Origin of the sequence: Streptomyces sp. NPDC024017 (assembly GCF_040638895.1) — a bacterium.
In the GTDB taxonomy this organism is placed as follows: Bacteria; Actinomycetota; Actinomycetes; order Streptomycetales; family Streptomycetaceae; genus Streptomyces.
Map to the genome: position 1 here is coordinate 517,752 of NZ_JBEZYZ010000007.1, position 16,491 is coordinate 534,242.

A 16,491-nucleotide genomic window follows, 5' to 3' on the forward strand; every position below is an offset into this window, starting at 1 on the left:
CTCACTGGTCTTCGGTGTCAAATGCCTGGGCAACGGCGAGGCTGTCCTCGTAGGTATGGTGCCGGGTGACCAAGCCGTCTTCGAAGGTGAGATGCAAAGCGAACCGTGCGCGATACGCACGTCCGGTGGACCGTGCAGTCTGGCGGATTTCGCCGATCACGACCGCGTCGTTTCCGTCGATGAGGATGCGCTCGACCTCAGTCGCCACCTGCTCCGGCACGTGGTGCTCGGCAAGTTCGCGATAGTGGGCGGCCGCGTCGGCCCGAGTGGACCGATGACGTATCCAGGGCGTGGCAGTACGACCGTGCTCGGCCTCCGGCCAGTTCAGCTTCCAATCGCCCCGCTCGGCATACAGCTCGGCGATGCGCTGGGGGTCGCCCTCACCGATCGTGCGCAGTAACTCCTCAACCGCGGTCCGTGTGTCCGGTGATGTGTCTATGGACATGATTGGCCCCTCCGTATGGTCCGCGCCCTGCTCACGCGGCGAGATCACCAACCTAGCCCGCACAGTCCGGCCGAGACGATTACCTGCGAAGTAGGGCGAGCGCAGCATCAAGATCCACTTGCGAACGCACCCTAGGAGCTGTCTCTTTGGTGTTCGGTGACAGGACGGTGCGGCCGGGAGCCGGACCTGACACATCCGCCCGATGAAGGTCCGCTCACTGCACGCCTCCCTCTCAAGGCTGCTTGCACCGCCTCTATGATCGACCGGCCGCAGAACGACAACAGGTGGAGGGCGTGATGCCTGGTCAGGTGACCGCAGTGAGCCGTAACGAGGGGTACTCGTTCAGCAAGCCCAATCGCGATTCCGTCAGGCTGCTCACGGGGCTCGGAGTGGAAGGAGACGTTCACGCAGGTGAGACGATCCGCCACCAGTTCCGCATGACCTACGAACCGGACCTGCCCAACCTGCGCCAGGTCCACTTGATGCACGAGGAACTCTTCGACGAACTCGCGCTCAAGGGCTTCGAGGTCTCTGCGGGCCAGCTCGGCGAGAACATCACCACGCGCGGGGTGGACCTGTTGGGCCTGCCCACCGGCGCCCTGCTCCATCTCGGGGAGCAGGTGGTGCTCGAGGTGACCGGACTGCGCAACCCGTGCTCGAAGATCAACGACTTCCGCAAGGGGCTGCTCGGTGAGGTCTTCGCCATGGACCCCTTGTCCGGCGAGTTCACGTTCAAGTGTGGCGTCATGGCTGTGGTCCGCTGTGGAGGGACCGTCCGCCCCGAGGATTCCATCCGGGTCGAGCCCCCGCTACCCCCTCACCGCCCGCTGGAACGGGTCTAGGTTCTTGTTCCGTGGTCATCGGCGTGCCCAGATGAGGATGGCGGCAAGATGGAGTGCGGCCTGGTAGGCGATCGCAGGTTTGTCCGTTCGCCTGGCCAGGCCTCGCCACTGCTTCAGGCGGTTGATGCATCGTTCGACGGTGTTGCGCTGCTTGCACGCCTCGGCATCGAAGCCGGGTGGGCGACCGCCCCGGCTGCCCCGTCGCCGTTGGTGGCCGATCTGGCCGGACGCCTGCGGGATGACCGCGCCCATGCCCCGGCGCCGGAGGTGGTTGCGCGTTCGGCGGCAACATCATCGAGACCGGCACCGACTCCTACCGTCTGGCCGCCCAACGCCCGCGCCGAACAGAAGGCCGCCGCGGTCGCCGCGGGCTGAAGAAGACGGCGCCGTCCTACGGGGCCGGGCACGTCGGCGCCCCGCCCTGCTCCAGTCCTCTACTTGCCGGGCAGTACCGAGCGGTCAGGCGTCGAATCGCTTCTCCTTCCGGGTGGGGAGACCTGTTCACGCGCGATGTCGCCCGGTAGATGCCGGATAGGTCGGGGCCCCACCCCTTGCGACGGGTTGATCAGTCCTGCGCCACGTTCGCCGCGGTCACATTCTCGATCACGCGGCCGAGTTTGGTCTTGGCCCGGGTCAAGTCCTGGATGCGTGCGGCGATGCGGTCACGTTCGATGATGAGCTGGTCGAGCATGGCGGGGGTCGCGACGCCGGTGCTCACGCACGGTAGGAGTTCGACGACGGTACGGCTGGAGAGGCCGGCTGCGAAGAGGTCCTGGATGAGCTGGACCCGCTCCAGGGCTTCGTCGGGATAGTCACGCTGCCCACCGGGAGTCCGCGCCGATTCCAGCAGCCGCTGTTCCTCGTAGTAGCGCAGGGCCCGCACGCTGACCCCTGACCGCCTGGCGAGCTGTCCGATGCGCATGACGCAGGTCACTCCCTTCCTGCTCGTACCTCACGTTGACGTCAGGTCTAGGCTAGCAATACCGGCTCCGGGGGCAGCTCTCGGGGCCGATCGGACCGTTGCTGGCGCCGAGATTGATCATGACCCGGTGGCCGACCCGAGGGCGTTCACGCGGTTCACATACGCACGGCAGTCCTCGCGTCGTGCCGGGATCGCCGAGCCCGCCCGAGGGCACATGGGTATCGACCGTGACGGGCGGCGTGATCCCTCGTAGTGGCGCAGGCTCCCACGCTCACCCCGCCCGCTCGCACCCTCACCCATCCGCGCCTGCCTTCCTCCGGCCGGGCAGCAGTTGCGGCTTGCACCTCACGTCAACGTCAGGTTCTAGAGTGACGAGCGTCGGATGAACACGTCATTCCGGCCCGTCAAAGTAAGGCAGACCATTATGCGCGCAGCCCGGTTCCACGAATACGGCGGAGCGGAGAGCCTGGTGATCGAGCAGGCCCCCGATCCCCACCCCGGACCCGGTGAGATTCGTGTCCGCGTCGCGGCGGCCAGCGTTAATCCCATCGACTGGAAGCTGCGCTCCGGCGCCCTGCACCAGATCTTCCCCCTGGATCTGCCCGACATTCCCGGGCGCGACGGCGCCGGTGTGGTCGACGAGATCGGCGACGGGGTGCAGGGGGTGAGCATTGGCGACCGGGTCTTCGGGCTGGGCGGCGTCACCGGCGCGACCGCGGAGCTTCTCATCCTTTCGGCCTGGGCGCACACCCCCGCCACGTGGAACGACGAGCAGGCTGCGGGCGCCGGTCTCGCGTCCGTGACCGCGATGCGTGGACTCGACGCGCTCGGCCCCCTCGCGGGGCGCACCCTCCTCGTCGAGGGCGCCGCCGGAGGCGTGGGCAGCGCGGCGGTCGAGATCGCCGTGGCACAAGGTGTCGGCACCGTGATCGGGACAGCCAGCGAACGCAACCACGAGTTCCTCACCTCTCTCGGCGCCGTTCCCACCACCTACGGCCCCGGCCTCGCACAGCGCCTCACCACCCTCGCTCCGCACGGCGTCGATATCGTGCTCGACACCGCGGCCTCCGGCTCCCTGGACGATCTCGTCGCGATCGCGGGCGACCCGAAGCGCGTCGCGACGGTCGCCGACCACGCGGGCGGGCACCGCCTGGGCACGCATGTAGCCCACGCGGTGAACGACTCCACTCTCCTGTCCGCGGCGGCGGAACTGGGCGGGCAAGGCCGCTACACACCCCGTATCGAACAGGCCTACCCCCTGGAGCGGATCGCCGACGCCCACGCGCACGCCGAGCGCGGACGCACCCGAGGAAAGATCGTGATCTGCATCTGAACAGGCCGATCTGTATCTGAACAGGCCGACGAGGTAGGTAACTCGCAACGTGCGGGCCTGCGTGGCGAGCGTGCCCTCGATCGGTACCGGCGAGCGGGCGGTCCGAAGCGGGCCGATCTCCATGGCGCCTCGTCAAGCAGGCCGCCCCCACTCGGGCACCGCACGTGGCACATGAGCCGTCGTCCACTGGGCACTAGCCTCATCCAGCTTCAGCAGCCCCGTGAGAGGGGTTCAAATACGGGTTCTCAATCGGTCGCAGCGGGGCCCGCCAGGTGGAGTCATATCCCACCTACAACTTCGGGTCTCCCAGGCACCGGGTGGAGTCAGAACTGACCTACAAGTGGCGTCAACCGTCACCTACGAAGCCATCCAGCACACCCAAGACGGCCTCCTGTGTCTGGCGCCTGAACTGGTCCCGCTGTTCAAGGCCAAGCACGCCCGCCGAAAGGATCAATCAGACATCGACGCGACCCTCCCGCACATGCCCTCAGCTCAGCGCGAGACCCTGGCCGAGCTACTCAACCGCGTACCCCCGGGGCATCCCTGGATTGCGGATCTGTAGCCGGCTACTGGGGGTGTGACCGAGATGCGCGCCAAAGGGGCAACGGGATGATCTTGAGGCCCTGAGCGCCGGGCCCGTCCCGTATTTCGGAGGGACACCTAAGCTGCTCTGCCAGCGGCAGAACACCGGCCGGACCGGGCTCGACGATCACTACAGTCCAGTCTCATGACGACGATTACGACGCGTACGGTCGAGTACCCGGCCGACGGTTTGACGATGATCGGGCACCTCGCGCTCCCGGCCGGGGTCGATCGCCGGCCTGCAGTGCTGCTCGGACCAGAGGGCATGGGGCTCAGCGACGTCGAGCGCCGCCGGGCCGATGCTCTCGCCGAGCTGGGATATGTAGCGCTGGCCTTCGACCTTCACGGCGGGCGCTATCTGGGTGACCCCGAGGAGATGCTGGCCCGTTGCATGCCACTGCTCGCTGATCCCGACCGGATGCGGCGCATCGGCCACGCGGCACTCGACGAGTTACGCGCCGAACCCCGGACCGACCCCGACCGGATCGCCGCCATCGGCTACGGCACCGGGGGCGCCATCGCGCTGGAACTCGGGCGAGGCGGCGTCAACTTGCGCGCGATCGGGACAGTCAACGCTACTACCACGGGCCGACCGGGCGAGGCAGCGCGCATCCGCTGCCCGGTGTGGGCCGGGGTCGGATCGGAAGACCCGATCATGCCGCCCGCGCAACGAAACGCGTTCACCGCTGAGATGCAGGCCGCGGGCGTCGACTGGCGCCTCGCGATCTATGGCGGCGCCTTGCACGCCTTCCACCACCCGCCGGTCGACCACCCCGTGGTCCCCGGTGTCGGCTACCACCCACAGCACGCGCAGCGAGCCTGGCGCGACGTCGTCGACCTGCTCGCCGAGTGCCTGCCCGTGACGGAGGACCTGGGGGCATGACCCAGGTAAGCCTGCTGGCGCCGGGCACTGACAGTCCCCTCCCCTCAAGCCCGCACAGCAGAACCGCATTCGGGCGGAAGCTCGATCGCGGAAACACGTTCGCAACTGCCGCAGTAAATACCGGATTTACTGAGACGGAGCCCTGGCCGTGATCGTCGCGACCTGCGGCGGACCGTTCCGGCTTCCGGGGCGAGATGTACGCATTCACTACGGCGTCAGTGTGCTGACCACGCGTAAAGCCGCATCAAGATCTACTCATTGCCCCCTTGACGCGTATCTCGGCTGAACCCCTACTGGTGGGCTCGCTCAACTGTCCCTGGCTCCGCGAGGAAGCCAGGCTGCGCGCACCCGGCCATGTGAAAGCGGGTCAGGGCGTGGGCTGCAGACGGGCTGGACAGCGCCGCCCGGCTCAGCGAATCCGGGGCAGCGCCTTGTCGGGGTGCGCGGTGTGGACGTATCCCTGGTGGTTCTGACCACTCGCCCCGGCACGGATAGCCACAGCAAACTCGAACTGCTCTCCGTCATCGGGCAGCTCACTCCCTGACGTCCCGGACCGGCGGACGGGCTGGGCTCGGCGCGGGTGGCCCGGACAAGGGCAGCCTGGAATGGTGCAGCCCATACGACTTTTGACCTGCGCTCTGCGGCCAGATATGTCGGCCCCCTGCGCTGTCCGGGCTCCGTGGTCGGGCCGCCGGTTTGACCGGAGGCCCCCTCCGTTTTACTCTCGAATGCATACGGAGGCAGCATCCGTTTTGATGCGGCCACGGGATCACGGCAGGGCAGGAGGGTTCATGAGCGCCGGTGAACAGCGGGGACGCAAGCCCCGCGCGGACGTCCAGCGCAATCGCGCGGCCCTCCTGGAGACCGCGCAGCGTCACTTCCTGCAGTACGGGGTCGGCACCTCCCTTGAGGCGGTGGCCAGGGAGACAGGCGTCGGGCCCGGCACCCTGTACCGGCACTTCCCCACCCGGGAGGCGCTGCTGGCGGCTGTGCTGCAGACGCGCTCCGAGGAGCTGGTGGCCCGCCAGGCGGACATCGATCAGCTCGGCGACCCGGCCGAGGCGCTGGAGCAGTGGCTGCGGGCGATGGAGGAGTACTTCAGCGCCTTCAGTGGGCTGCCGGACCCGCTCATGGCCGCGGCCCGGGCTCAGGAGCCGGACAACCCGCTCACGATTCCCTGCGACATCCTCATCACCGCCACCGACCAGTACGTGCGAGCCGCACAGCTCGCGGGGCGCGTGCGCGCATCGGTGCGGGGGCACGACCTTTTCCTCGCGGCCTGCTCCACTGCCTGGATCAAGGGCAACGGCATAGAGGAGGAGTCGCTCGACCGGCTCCGTACGCTCATCGCGAGCGGTTACCGCCAGCAGGACACCCAGGCATAGGGCGTCAGGCACCCCGCCCCCCGCATCGCCAGGTGGCACCGCCACCCAGCCATCACATCGCGCTGCCTTCAGAGGCGGCGCACCCTCCCTAAGGACAAATCATGAAAATTACTGTCATAGGCGCTGGCGCTATAGGCGGGAACCTCGCTGCCAAGCTCAGCACGGCCGGTCACGACGTTCAGGTGGCCGACGCCCGCGGCCCTGAGGCCGTCCGGGCGGAGGTACTGGAGGCCGGGGCCCGCGCGACGGAGCTTGCCGACGCCGTCCAGGGCCGGGACGTCATCATCCTGGCCATCCCCTTTGGGGTGGCGGGCCAGCTGGCCGGCCTGTTCGCGTCGGTGCCTGACGAGACGGTGGTCATCGACACCTCGAACTACTACCCCGGCATGCTCAGCGAGCCGATCGAGGCGGTGGACAACGGCCAGGTGGAGAGCGTGTACACCGCCGAGCTGCTCGGCCGCCCCGTGGTCAAGGCCTGGAACGCCGCCCTAGCGGAGACCCAGCGGACCAAGGGTGTTCCGGCCGGAACACCCGGCCGCCTCGCCATCCCCGTCGCCGGTGACTCCGAGGAGACGCGGAAGGTGGCCATGCGGCTCGTGGACGACACCGGCTTCGACCCCTACGACGCCGGCACACTGGCCGACTCCTGGCGCCAGCAGCCCAACAGCCCCGCCTACTGCACCGAACTGACCCTCGAAGAGCTGCCGGCGGCACTGGCCGCGGCCGATCGCGCCAAGGACGCGGCCATCCGCGACAGCCTCCCGGAACGCTTCGCCGCCCTCCCGGCCAACCCCACCGTCGACGACGTCGTCGAGATGAACCGCGCCGCCCACCGCTGAGCAACCCGACGCGACTCTCGTGCACCCAACGGCACGAGGGCGGCTGCGTCGGCACGCCGCGAACACACACGACGAACGGCGCTCACTTCGGCAAGGCCGCCATTACTCACCCGCACCAGCGCGTCCGCGGCCAGCCAGCAGCCCCAAGAACCCCGGTCACCGAAACCGGGGTTCCGTTTCGGACAAGGAGTTTCACCATGAAGATCGGCATTCTCGGCACCGGGAACATCGGCAAGACGTTGACCAGGCGGTTGAGCGTGGCCGGGCACGAGGTAAAGGCGGCCAATTCGCGCGGCCCGGAGACGATCGAGGCGGACGTGCTGTCCTCGGGCGGACGAGCGGTGACCGCGGCGGAAGCCGTAGTGGACGTCGACGCCGTGATCCTCTCCATTCCCTTCGCCCGCATTCCGCAGGTCGCACCACTGATCGCCAGGGTGCCGGCTGACACGGTGGTCATCGACACGTCGAACTACTACCCGCACCGGGACAACCGCATCGCCGCGATCGAGGCTGGCCAGGCCGAGAGCGTGTGGGCTGCCAAGCAGCTGGGCCGGCCCATCGTCAAGGCGTGGAACTCGATCGGAGCCGAGTCGTTCGCGCACAGGAGCAAGCCGGCGGGAAGTGCGGACCGCATCGCGCTGCCTGTCGCGTCCGACAGTCCGCGAGAGCGTGACCTGGCCATGGTTCTCGTCGAGGACACCGGGTTCGACGCCTTTGACGCGGGGCCGCTCGCACAATCGTGGCGGCAGCAGCCCGGCACCCCCGCCTACTGCACGGATCTCACCCGTCAGGAGCTGGCGGACGCACTGGCGACGGCCGACGCGGCGCGATCACCGAAGCGGCGCGACCTCGGGCTCGCCGTGCTCCAGGAACGCTTCGCGGCCGGAGGGCAACCAGACGCGGAATACCTTGTCCGCCTGAACCGCGCAATTTTTATGTGAGGGGGACGGGGGCTGACGCGGTGACCCGTCAAGGGCATGAACGCATGGTCAGGTACCCCACCGACAGCCCAGCCGAATTCTGTGTGGCCGGCCCGGTCCTCCATCACGTCACCGTTTGGGGCGACCGAGGATCGCAACCGCATGATCGTGCGGGACCTCGCCAACGGCGCGGACTGGCGGTTGCCCTCCAGGGTGGCCGAGGATCGCAACCAGCCGGTGAGCTAGTGCTCTGACCGCATAGGTTCACCGGGTTGGCGGTGGCACGGTCTGGACCGATTTGGATGTGGGCAGGTATCCGAGGTTCGGGGAGGCGTGGTGGCGGAGCCGGTCAAGGTCCGGAGACTGACGGATCAAGAAGGCCAGCAGTTACATCGGATCGTGCGTCGTGGCAGCACGAACACCGTGCGCTATCGGCGGGCGATGATGCTGCTGGCCTCGGCAGCCGCCAACCGAGTGCCGGTCATCGCCCAGCTGGTCGCTGCCAACGAGGACACGGTGCGCGACGTCATCCACCGGTTCAACGAGATCGGTCTGGCCTGTCTGGACCCTCGTTGGGCGGGAGGCCGTCCCCGCCTGCTCAGCCCTGACGACGAGGACTTCGTCGTCCAGACGGCCACCATCCGCCCGGCCAAGCTCGGGCAGCCCTTCACCCGCTGGTCGATTCGCAAGCTCGCCGCCTACCATCGCAGGGTTCACGGCCGGGCGATCAGGATCGGCCGCGAGGCCCTACGCTGTCTCCTCGCCCGACGAGGCATCACCTTCCAGCGCACGAAGACGTGGAAGGAGTCCACCGATCCGGATCGTGACGCCAAGCTTGACCGAATCGAGCACATCGTGGACCGCTTCCACGACCGGACGTTCGCGTTCGACGAGTTCGGGCCGCTCGGCATTCGTCCCACCGCCGGAGCCGTTGGGCGGAGCGGCGAAGGCCCGACCGCCTGCCGGCGACCTACCACCGCACCCACGGAGTGACCTACTTCCACGGCTGCTACTCAATTGGCGATGACACTCTCTGGGGCGTCAATCGCCGCCGCAAGGGCGCCACGAATACACTGGCCTCACTCAGGTCGATCCGTGCTGCCCGCCCCGACGGCGCCCCGGTTTACGTGATCATGGACAATCTCTCCGCCCACAAGGGCGCCAAGATCTACCAGTGGGCCCGAAAGAATCGGGTCGAGCTGTGCTTCACCCCGACCAATGCGTCCTGGGCGAACCCGATCGAGGCACACTTCGGACCGCTGCGGCAGTTCACCCTGGCCAACTCGAACCACTCCAACCACACCGCCCAGACCCGCGCGCTGCACCGCTACCTGCGGTGGCGCAACGCCAACGCCCGCCCCCCCGAGGTCCTGGCCGCCCAACGCCGCGAACGAGCGCGCATCCGCAGCGAGAAGGGCCTCCGCTGGGGAGGGCGCCCGCTCGCCCGTGCGGCCTGACTTGTCGAGGACATCCAGGAGCCCTGATGGCAGTAGAGATCGTCTACGAGACACACGCCACCACCACGGACAACGAAGCCGGCATCGCCACCGGCTGGCTCCCGGGCCGACTCTCGGACCTGGGCTGCCGCCAGGCCCGGGAATTGGGCGAACGCCGACCCGGCGACGGCTTCGCGGCCGTGTTCGCCTCCGACCTGCGCCGCGCTGTCCAGACAGCCCGGACCGCGTTCCCCGACGGCCGTCCCCCGATTCACCAGGACATCCGACTGCGTGAGTGCAACTACGGAGACCTCAACGGACACCCGATCTCCCTCATCGCCGCCCAACGAGCCCAGCACATCGACGAACCATTTCCCGGAGGCCAGAGTTACCGCCAGGTCGTCACGGCCACCCGTGCCTTCCTTCACGACCTCGCCACCGGATGGGACGACAGCAGAATCCTGGTGATCGCCCACTCGGCCAACCGATGGGCTCTCGACCATCTGCTCACCGGAACACCGCTGGAAGAACTGCTCCAAGCACCGCCTACCTGGCGCCCGGGCTGGCACTACACGCTATCCGCCGACTGGCCCGCCTCAGTCCGGTGAACCTATGCGGTCAGAGCACTAGCTGTCCTGCCCCTCACCGTCTCAGCGCCCGCCTACGCGGCAGAGACCCTTCCCTTGACCGAAGCCGTCGCCGCCCTGCCCCTGGGGACCGAGTCCCGGGACGGTTACGACCGGGACGCCTTCCGCCACTGGAACACCAGCGCCAACCCCACCGACGGCTGCAACACGCGCGCCGAGGTCCTGATCTCCGAGGCCGTCGAACCACCTGCGGTTAACCCCAACTGCCGTCTGACGGGTGGGAGCTGGTGGTCGTACTACGACCAGGTGTGGGTGACATCAGCCTCCGGCCTGGACATCGACCACATGGTGCCCCTCGCGGAAAGCTGGGACAGCGGTGCGTCCGCGTGGACGGCACAGCGCCGCGAGGCGTACGCCAACAACCAGGGCGCGGACACCAGCCTGATCGCCGTCACCGCCCGCTCGAACCGGTCCAAGGCAGACCAGGATCCCGCCCAGTGGCTGCCGCCCGCCGCCGGCGTGCACTGCCGGTACGTCGCCGAGTGGGTCGCAACGAAGCTCCGTTGGAGCCTTGCGGCCGATGAAGCCGAGGTGGCCGCCCTGCGCGAGGTGGCGGCCGGTTGCCTGGACCAGACCGTGACGTACGAGCCGGTCGCATAACCGACCTGCGCAACCCGTCGTAGGGCGGCGGGTCCGCTGGCCGGAGGCGGCGCGTCGGCGGTGCGGTGACACCAGACAGGCGCACTCGTTCCTGCGGTGAAGAACCTGGGCCGTGCGGGTGAGCCCAGCCGCTTATGTCCCCCGGGGGCGTGCGGGGGCCGGTAGAAAGCGGGGGGCTTTTCGTCGTGATGAAGGGTGGCCGTGGTGAGTCGAGGCTTGATCGTCGTGGATGTGCAGAACGACTTCTGTGAAGGGGGCAGTATTCCCGTGGCGGGTGGTGCGGGGATCGCGACCAAGATTGCCGACCTGGTGGAGCAGAGCGCGGGCCGTGACTACCAGTACGTCGTTGCCACCCGCGACCATCACATCGACCCGGGAGGTCACTTCTCCCAGACCCCGGATTTCAAGGACAGTTTCCCCGTCCACTGCGTGGCGGGAGGCGAGGGCGGCGAGTTCCACCCTCACTTCGCCCCTGCCGCCACTGGCGGAAAGGTCGACGCCGTGTTCTTCAAAGGCGCCCACAGCGCTTCAAAGAGCGGCTTCGAAGGGGCAGACGAAGAAGGAACCCCCCTCGCGGACTGGCTGCGCGTCCACCCAACGGCGCGCGCAGGTGAGAGAGCATGCGGGCCACGAAGTCCACGACCTCCGCAGCGCTGAGATCCGCAGTGAAGTCAGCTGTCAGCCAGGAGGACCAATCTGCGTGATCTGCCAGCTGCCCGCACGGATCCGAGCCAGTTCCAGCCACACATCATCGTTGCCGAGGCGTATCCGCGGTTCTTCCATCGTCGCCCTCCGACATCCATGGCCTGGACTCAAGATCGTATGGGGCTGATCTCCATCATCGGAAGTCGGCACTTGCCATCCACCCACCAGCGACCCCGGCGAACCTTCCCGGTCAGAGCACTAGCCTCACCCTGGCTGGAAGCGTCGTCACAGCAACAACCAGAACTTCCGGGTCAACGCACCCTGAGAAACCGCCCGCTCCTGCCTCCACCGCCGGTCGGGGGCAGGAGCCGGGGCGGCGCCGGAGCCTCGTGACAGAGCCCGGCGCCCGGCGGGGTCTCAGGGGGCCACGAGTTCAGAGGGAGCGGGTCGGCGGGGCTGAGGTCGAGCCGCGCCCCACCAGTTTCGGTGGGAAGACGTGCTGCGTGCGCTGGACCGGGGTGCCGGCCACCGCCTCCAGCAGGGCGCCCAACGCCGACGTCGCCATCGCACGCATCGGCTGCCGCACGGTCGTCAGCGGCGGATCCGTGAACGCGATCAGCGGCGAGTCGCTGAAGCGGACCACCGACACATCTCCGGCACTCGCAGGCCCCGCTCACGCGCCGCCTGCACCGCCCGCTTCGTGGCCGCCTCCCACCGTGAACAGCGTCCGCTGGATGAGGCCCTCCGACTCCGCAGAAGCCACAGCCGCCGGGAACGCGTTGTCGGACCGCGCGGGTACGTCGCGCACGAGCTACGGCCCGCCGCCTCGCGATGCACCGCACCGGACACCGCGACCCGGCAAACCTTTTCGGTCACAGCACTAGAAGCGGACGGCCCCGTCGTCTGGCGGTCGCCCTTCGGGGGCGACCGAGGATCGCAACTCCGGCACCGACTCCACGCCGGTGAAGGAAGCCAAGCTGGCGGTCGCCCCTCTGGGGCGACCGAGGGTCGCAACCTCCCGAAAGCGGGAGGAACCCTGACCGGACCGGTGTGGCGGTCGCACTGTGGGGCGGCCGAGGATCGCAACGACGAGCCTCACCTCTACAACACGCCTGAACTGCGGCTGGCGGTCGTTCTCCGGGGCGACTGAGGATCGCAACGCCACGGCCGCACGGTGATCGGCCAGGCAAGGGGCTGTCTCAGGTGCTCAGTGAAACGAGCCCAGGGCGTACGGCATGCGTACACCCGCGTGTGCGATTCGCGCACAGGCGGGCGTGCTGGCCTGCCGGCGGCGCAATGGCAGAGGACCCGAGCCGAGTGACTATGTCCATCGCATGCCGATGGTGGAGAGCTGCTCCACGCGTTCGGGGGAGAGGGCCGCGGCTCTGCTGCGCTGGTTGCCGATCCACGCACCGAGCTTGATCGGCCGCTCCTCCTGGTCGTCGCCGTTCCCGTCGTCGATGATGATCCGTTCGATGTGCTTCCTCGGTACGCGAAGGTGCCCCTCGCGCTCGTAGTACTGCTTGGCGGCCGCGTAGTTCATGGCCCACTTGTCGGCCTGGCTACGGCGCGGCTTCGGCTTCTCGTCCTCGTCGGCGGGTTGGATGCCGAGGACGTGCTCCAGCATCCACTGCTGCACGCCGGTGAGCTTGTCGAAGTCGAGCCGTTGGGCCCGTACCCATCGCCCCAAATCCTCGCCTTGGTGCACGACGTCGCCTGGCGAGGTGGGCAGTTCCCCGCCGGCTTCCAGGTGTTGCCGGGTGAGGTGGAAGCATCGCTGCCATTCGACTGGCCAGGTGGGGCACCACGACGGGTCGATGTCCTCCAGTTGCTCGCGCCGCTCATCCGATAGCGCGCCGACCGCCGACTGCACTGGCAGGCCTTCGGCTCGCCGCTGCTCGTTCTGAGCGGCCTTCCGGGCGGCAGCCCGCGCGTTCTTCAACCAGATGCCCACTCGGTAGCCCTGGTAGGTGGCGCCCAAGGGTGCCAGGAGGTGCCCGTTGTCCTCGGCCCACCTACGGGCCGCGGCGAGTCCTTCCTCCCATGCGACGTCGTAGTGGCTCCAGATCATGCCGAGCTTGTCCAGCTGCGCAATGCGGTTCTCGTCCATGTCCCCGCGGGCGTAGAAGCGCCGGTTGTCGGCGATCCACTGCCCGAGAGGAAAGTCTGCGAGCGAGGTCGGCCACCCCTCGGCCTTCACTGCCTGGGCGTCACCGCCGGGGACGCGGTAAGTGAAGGGGACTTTCAGATCGCCGTGCACGCGGGTGTAAGTGACGGCCGCCTCCACACCGCGTCGCCAGTGAGCGTGTTCGGGGTTGAGGACGCGCAGGTTGATGAATGCGGCCAGCTGCGCGGGGTCGCGTGGGGTGCTGAATTTCAGCAGCTCCCGAGCCGGTACCGACAGTGCGCGGTCGCCGCCTTCGGCTCCCTCACTCCGCTGCTCCCCGCTACGGCTCCGTACGCCCCGGACGCTGCTGCGGGCTTGCTGTTCGGCGAGCTGCTCGACGACTCGGGCGTCGTGGGCCCTGAGTGCTTCGAGGAGCTTGGCGAGGCCGCCGTAGGCGCGAGAGGTGAGCATGTTGTCCACCGTCTCCCCAGGCCCGAGCAGAACGGGCACCACGAGGGAGGCGACTTTGCCCTCGCCGGGCTGCATCCGCAGCGCACGCCCCACGGCCTGGACGAGGTCCGGCATCGACCCGCGCACATCCGCCCAGTAGACGGAGTCGCAACTTTTCGTGTCGATGCCCTCGCCCAGCACCTTCACCGAGCCCAGGAAGCCCTTCTCCACGACGGTGCCGTCCGCAGCGATCCCCTCAGCGAACTCGCTCAGCACCCGCCGACGCTGGAGCGGCTTGTGATCGCCACACAGCCAGTCCGCCCAGACCGTGCCGGGGTAGAGCTCAGGGTCGACGGCGTGCAATTGCGCGGCGACGTCGGGAAGACCGGCCGCGAACGCCTCGGCCTCCTTCACCATGTGGTGAAAGACCAACGTCCTACGGAAGCCTTCCTCCGCCGACGCCCTCACCAACGCGGTCTGCAATGCGGCCAGCCGCGCCCCACGCACCTGCTCGGACCGCGCGTCTTCGCCCAGCAGCTGGGCGGCCTGAAGCTGAGTGTCCGTGATGTCCACGCACACCACCTGGTACGGCGCACAGATCCCCCGGTCGATGGCCGCCGAGAGCGTCAGCGTGTAGCAGCGCGCACCGAACGGCCCGTCCGGATCGTCCTCCATCGACGCCACCAGCTCACCCGGCGCCCCCTGCTGCTCCTGGTCCTCGTCGAGCTGCCACAGCCGCGGCGTGGCGGTCATGTACAGCCGGCGCAGGGCAGGGATACGGGTGTTGTCGTGAACCACCGCCCACGGCTTCCCGATCCGCCCCGATGTCCGGTGCGCCTCATCGACCACGATCAGATCCCACCCCGGAAGGCCCGCGGCGTGGGCGCGCTCCAGCGTGCCTAGCCCGAGGGAGGCGTAGGTGGCGAACACCGTGACCTTGTCGAAGGGCCGCACCCAGTCGACCAACTCGTCCACGTCGGTGGTGTTCGGGAAGGCCACGTCCCCGCCCCGCAGGGAGGAGACCCCGATCATCGGCCCGCCGCGGCCTCCCTCGCGCCACGCGGTCTCGGTCTGGGTGAGCAGATCCAGCGAAGGCACGAGGACCAGAACACGGCCGGCACCGAGCTCCTCCGCGCTGCGGGTGGCGACAAGGGTCTTACCAGTCCCGGTCGCCATGATCACCTGAGTACGGAGACCCCGCTCGGGCACAGTAGATCTTGCAGGAACTTCGAGCGCCCGGAGGATCACGTCCACTGCCTCTCGCTGATGGGGACGGAGTCCCTTCACCACCATTCCGATCTACCCTCTCCTGCGGACCTAGACGACCATCCTCATCGCTGATGCGAGCAACCATCCTGCCAACGGCAGGAATTGAAGCCCCAGCGACTCCACCGAGACACCGATGCACGCCCCCCTTCCCAGAAGACGCATAGCCACCATGCAGCAGCGCACAGCACCACAACCCTGGAGTCGCCTAAATACAGAGTCTATCGCAATCCCAAAATGAAGCACGCTTCCCGGAGAATCAACTCCGATGCCACGGGTACTCCGCACTCAAATCCAACACTCCCATCGTGTCCCCCGGAGAGTCATGACGCAGGAAACTGAAAACGAGATGGGCAACCGGTTCTGCAAGTCGTGCGGCACGCCGGCCGAAGACGGGAAGCTGTGCAGCCACTGCGGCATGGTTCTGGACTTCCCTGACGAAGGTGGGCTGGTAGAAGACCAAGGGGCAGGGATACGACGCGATTTCGAGGAACGGACCGGGTCGCGAGACCAAGGGTGACCGGAGCAGCAGGTACGCGTAGCGTGTCTGCCTTCCCCTTGACCGCCTTCGCCGGTTTCTTCGTGCTGCGGGTCCCAGGCCGTGCGAAGCGTGACCTGCCCCGCCTTCGCCCCGGTGTCTGAGAGGGCGGAGGCGGGGCATACGGGCTTCACCCCCCTTTGAGAGGAGCTCGTTTCATGGTTGGCATAGTCGCGGCAGTGTTGTTCTTCATTGCGTTTTTGATCAACGCGGCAGAGATCAGTACCAACGATGTGTTCGCTTCGACGAACGTCATGCTGCTGGGGCTGATGTGTCTGGCTCTGCACATGGCCGGGGTCGGGGCCGGTTGGTCCCGCAGACGGTGACCCGCGGTCTGCACGTCTGATGACATCCCGTCACCAGACGTGCAGACCGACCAAGGCACCCCCTCCGCTTAGCCAGCCTGGCCCGCGGCAGCGGGCCCAACGGTTCTGGAGGCGCAGCCGGAAGGACCGTCAGGCGGGGGAGCGCAGCGGACCCGGCAGGCCAGGCCTGAGCGAAGCGCAGGCCTGACAGCGGGACGCAGTCCCGCCAGTCCGGGAGCGCAGCGGACGGACTGACAGTTCGGGACCGTGGAAGAAGTGGTTCTCCGGCTGGAGGAGTTGCTGTTCCCGACGATCGCGGACGTGTCGGTGGTGTCGGTAGACGTGA

Annotated in this window: 13 protein-coding genes and 3 pseudogenes; 11 read left to right on the plus strand and 5 right to left on the minus strand. The window is 68.0% G+C overall.

What is annotated here, in order from left to right:
* Position 1 precedes the first annotated feature (1 nt).
* On the minus strand, positions 2-445 hold the full coding sequence (locus AB0G20_RS22040) for a nuclear transport factor 2 family protein (RefSeq protein WP_361305005.1): 444 nt from the start codon (positions 443-445) through the stop codon (positions 2-4).
* Positions 446-741: 296 nt separating this feature from the next.
* Between AB0G20_RS22040 and AB0G20_RS22045 the strand changes: the two genes are divergently transcribed.
* The gene (locus AB0G20_RS22045; protein WP_361305007.1) at positions 742-1,287 is read left to right on the plus strand and encodes an MOSC domain-containing protein; all 546 of its coding nucleotides are present in this window, start codon (positions 742-744) and stop codon (positions 1,285-1,287) included.
* Positions 1,288-1,302: 15 nt separating this feature from the next.
* Here AB0G20_RS22045 and AB0G20_RS22050 read toward each other — a convergent pair.
* Both AB0G20_RS22050 and AB0G20_RS22055 read right to left on the minus strand, forming a co-directional pair.
* Positions 1,303-1,563: pseudogene (locus tag AB0G20_RS22050) on the minus strand (IS5/IS1182 family transposase); the annotation flags it as partial.
* 289 nt (positions 1,564-1,852) lie between these two features.
* Positions 1,853-2,209, minus strand: a complete 357-nt coding sequence (locus AB0G20_RS22055; RefSeq protein ID WP_097289521.1) for a MerR family transcriptional regulator — start codon at positions 2,207-2,209, stop codon at positions 1,853-1,855.
* A gap of 424 nt (positions 2,210-2,633) precedes the next feature.
* On the opposite strand from AB0G20_RS22055, the gene AB0G20_RS22060 reads away from it, so the two are divergent.
* The 9 genes and pseudogenes from AB0G20_RS22060 to AB0G20_RS22100 all read left to right on the plus strand — a co-directional run.
* Positions 2,634-3,542, plus strand: a complete 909-nt coding sequence (locus AB0G20_RS22060; RefSeq protein ID WP_119581144.1) for an NADP-dependent oxidoreductase — start codon at positions 2,634-2,636, stop codon at positions 3,540-3,542.
* A gap of 727 nt (positions 3,543-4,269) precedes the next feature.
* Positions 4,270-5,007, plus strand: a complete 738-nt coding sequence (locus AB0G20_RS22065) for a dienelactone hydrolase family protein (protein ID WP_361305010.1) — start codon at positions 4,270-4,272, stop codon at positions 5,005-5,007.
* A gap of 791 nt (positions 5,008-5,798) precedes the next feature.
* A complete protein-coding gene (locus AB0G20_RS22070; protein ID WP_361305012.1) occupies positions 5,799-6,392 on the plus strand; it encodes a TetR/AcrR family transcriptional regulator in 594 nt (197 codons plus the stop codon).
* 101 nt (positions 6,393-6,493) lie between these two features.
* Positions 6,494-7,231, plus strand: coding sequence for an NAD(P)-binding domain-containing protein (locus AB0G20_RS22075; RefSeq protein ID WP_361305014.1), 738 nt, complete (start codon positions 6,494-6,496; stop codon positions 7,229-7,231).
* 197 nt (positions 7,232-7,428) lie between these two features.
* A complete protein-coding gene (locus AB0G20_RS22080; RefSeq protein WP_361305016.1) occupies positions 7,429-8,172 on the plus strand; it encodes an NAD(P)-binding domain-containing protein in 744 nt (247 codons plus the stop codon).
* A gap of 315 nt (positions 8,173-8,487) precedes the next feature.
* Positions 8,488-9,608, plus strand: a pseudogene (locus AB0G20_RS22085) (IS630 family transposase).
* Between the two features lie 26 nt (positions 9,609-9,634).
* Entirely contained in the window at positions 9,635-10,195 is a 561-nt protein-coding gene (locus AB0G20_RS22090) for a histidine phosphatase family protein (protein WP_361305018.1), read from the plus strand.
* Positions 10,196-10,270: 75 nt separating this feature from the next.
* Entirely contained in the window at positions 10,271-10,834 is a 564-nt protein-coding gene (locus tag AB0G20_RS22095; RefSeq protein WP_361305020.1) for an HNH endonuclease family protein, read from the plus strand.
* A gap of 204 nt (positions 10,835-11,038) precedes the next feature.
* Positions 11,039-11,422 (plus strand): annotated as a pseudogene (locus AB0G20_RS22100) (isochorismatase family protein); the annotation flags it as partial.
* A 490-nt stretch (positions 11,423-11,912) separates the two neighbouring features.
* On the opposite strand, the gene AB0G20_RS22105 reads toward AB0G20_RS22100, so the two are convergent.
* Positions 11,913-12,122, minus strand: coding sequence for a substrate-binding domain-containing protein (locus AB0G20_RS22105; RefSeq protein WP_361305022.1), 210 nt, complete (start codon positions 12,120-12,122; stop codon positions 11,913-11,915).
* 678 nt (positions 12,123-12,800) lie between these two features.
* A complete protein-coding gene (locus AB0G20_RS22110; protein WP_361305024.1) occupies positions 12,801-15,329 on the minus strand; it encodes a Helicase associated domain protein in 2,529 nt (842 codons plus the stop codon).
* Between the two features lie 669 nt (positions 15,330-15,998).
* Between AB0G20_RS22110 and AB0G20_RS22115 the strand changes: the two genes are divergently transcribed.
* Positions 15,999-16,166 carry a hypothetical protein gene (locus AB0G20_RS22115; RefSeq protein WP_361305026.1) on the plus strand — a complete coding sequence of 56 codons (168 nt, stop codon included), beginning with the start codon at positions 15,999-16,001 and terminating at the stop codon, positions 16,164-16,166.
* The last annotated feature ends 325 nt before the right edge of the window (positions 16,167-16,491 follow it).

Coding starts and splice junctions, on each gene's coding strand:
- AB0G20_RS22045 (WP_361305007.1), top strand. CDS start 742: ATGCCTGGTCAGGTGACCGCAGTGAGCCGTAACGAGGGGTACTCGTTC.
- AB0G20_RS22090 (WP_361305018.1), top strand. CDS start 9,635: ATGGCAGTAGAGATCGTCTACGAGACACACGCCACCACCACGGACAAC.
- AB0G20_RS22055 (WP_097289521.1), bottom strand. CDS start 2,209: ATGCGCATCGGACAGCTCGCCAGGCGGTCAGGGGTCAGCGTGCGGGCC.
- AB0G20_RS22040 (WP_361305005.1), bottom strand. CDS start 445: ATGTCCATAGACACATCACCGGACACACGGACCGCGGTTGAGGAGTTA.
- AB0G20_RS22065 (WP_361305010.1), top strand. CDS start 4,270: ATGACGACGATTACGACGCGTACGGTCGAGTACCCGGCCGACGGTTTG.
- AB0G20_RS22075 (WP_361305014.1), top strand. CDS start 6,494: ATGAAAATTACTGTCATAGGCGCTGGCGCTATAGGCGGGAACCTCGCT.
- AB0G20_RS22110 (WP_361305024.1), bottom strand. CDS start 15,329: ATGGTGGTGAAGGGACTCCGTCCCCATCAGCGAGAGGCAGTGGACGTG.
- AB0G20_RS22080 (WP_361305016.1), top strand. CDS start 7,429: ATGAAGATCGGCATTCTCGGCACCGGGAACATCGGCAAGACGTTGACC.
- AB0G20_RS22060 (WP_119581144.1), top strand. CDS start 2,634: ATGCGCGCAGCCCGGTTCCACGAATACGGCGGAGCGGAGAGCCTGGTG.
- AB0G20_RS22070 (WP_361305012.1), top strand. CDS start 5,799: ATGAGCGCCGGTGAACAGCGGGGACGCAAGCCCCGCGCGGACGTCCAG.
- AB0G20_RS22115 (WP_361305026.1), top strand. CDS start 15,999: ATGGTTGGCATAGTCGCGGCAGTGTTGTTCTTCATTGCGTTTTTGATC.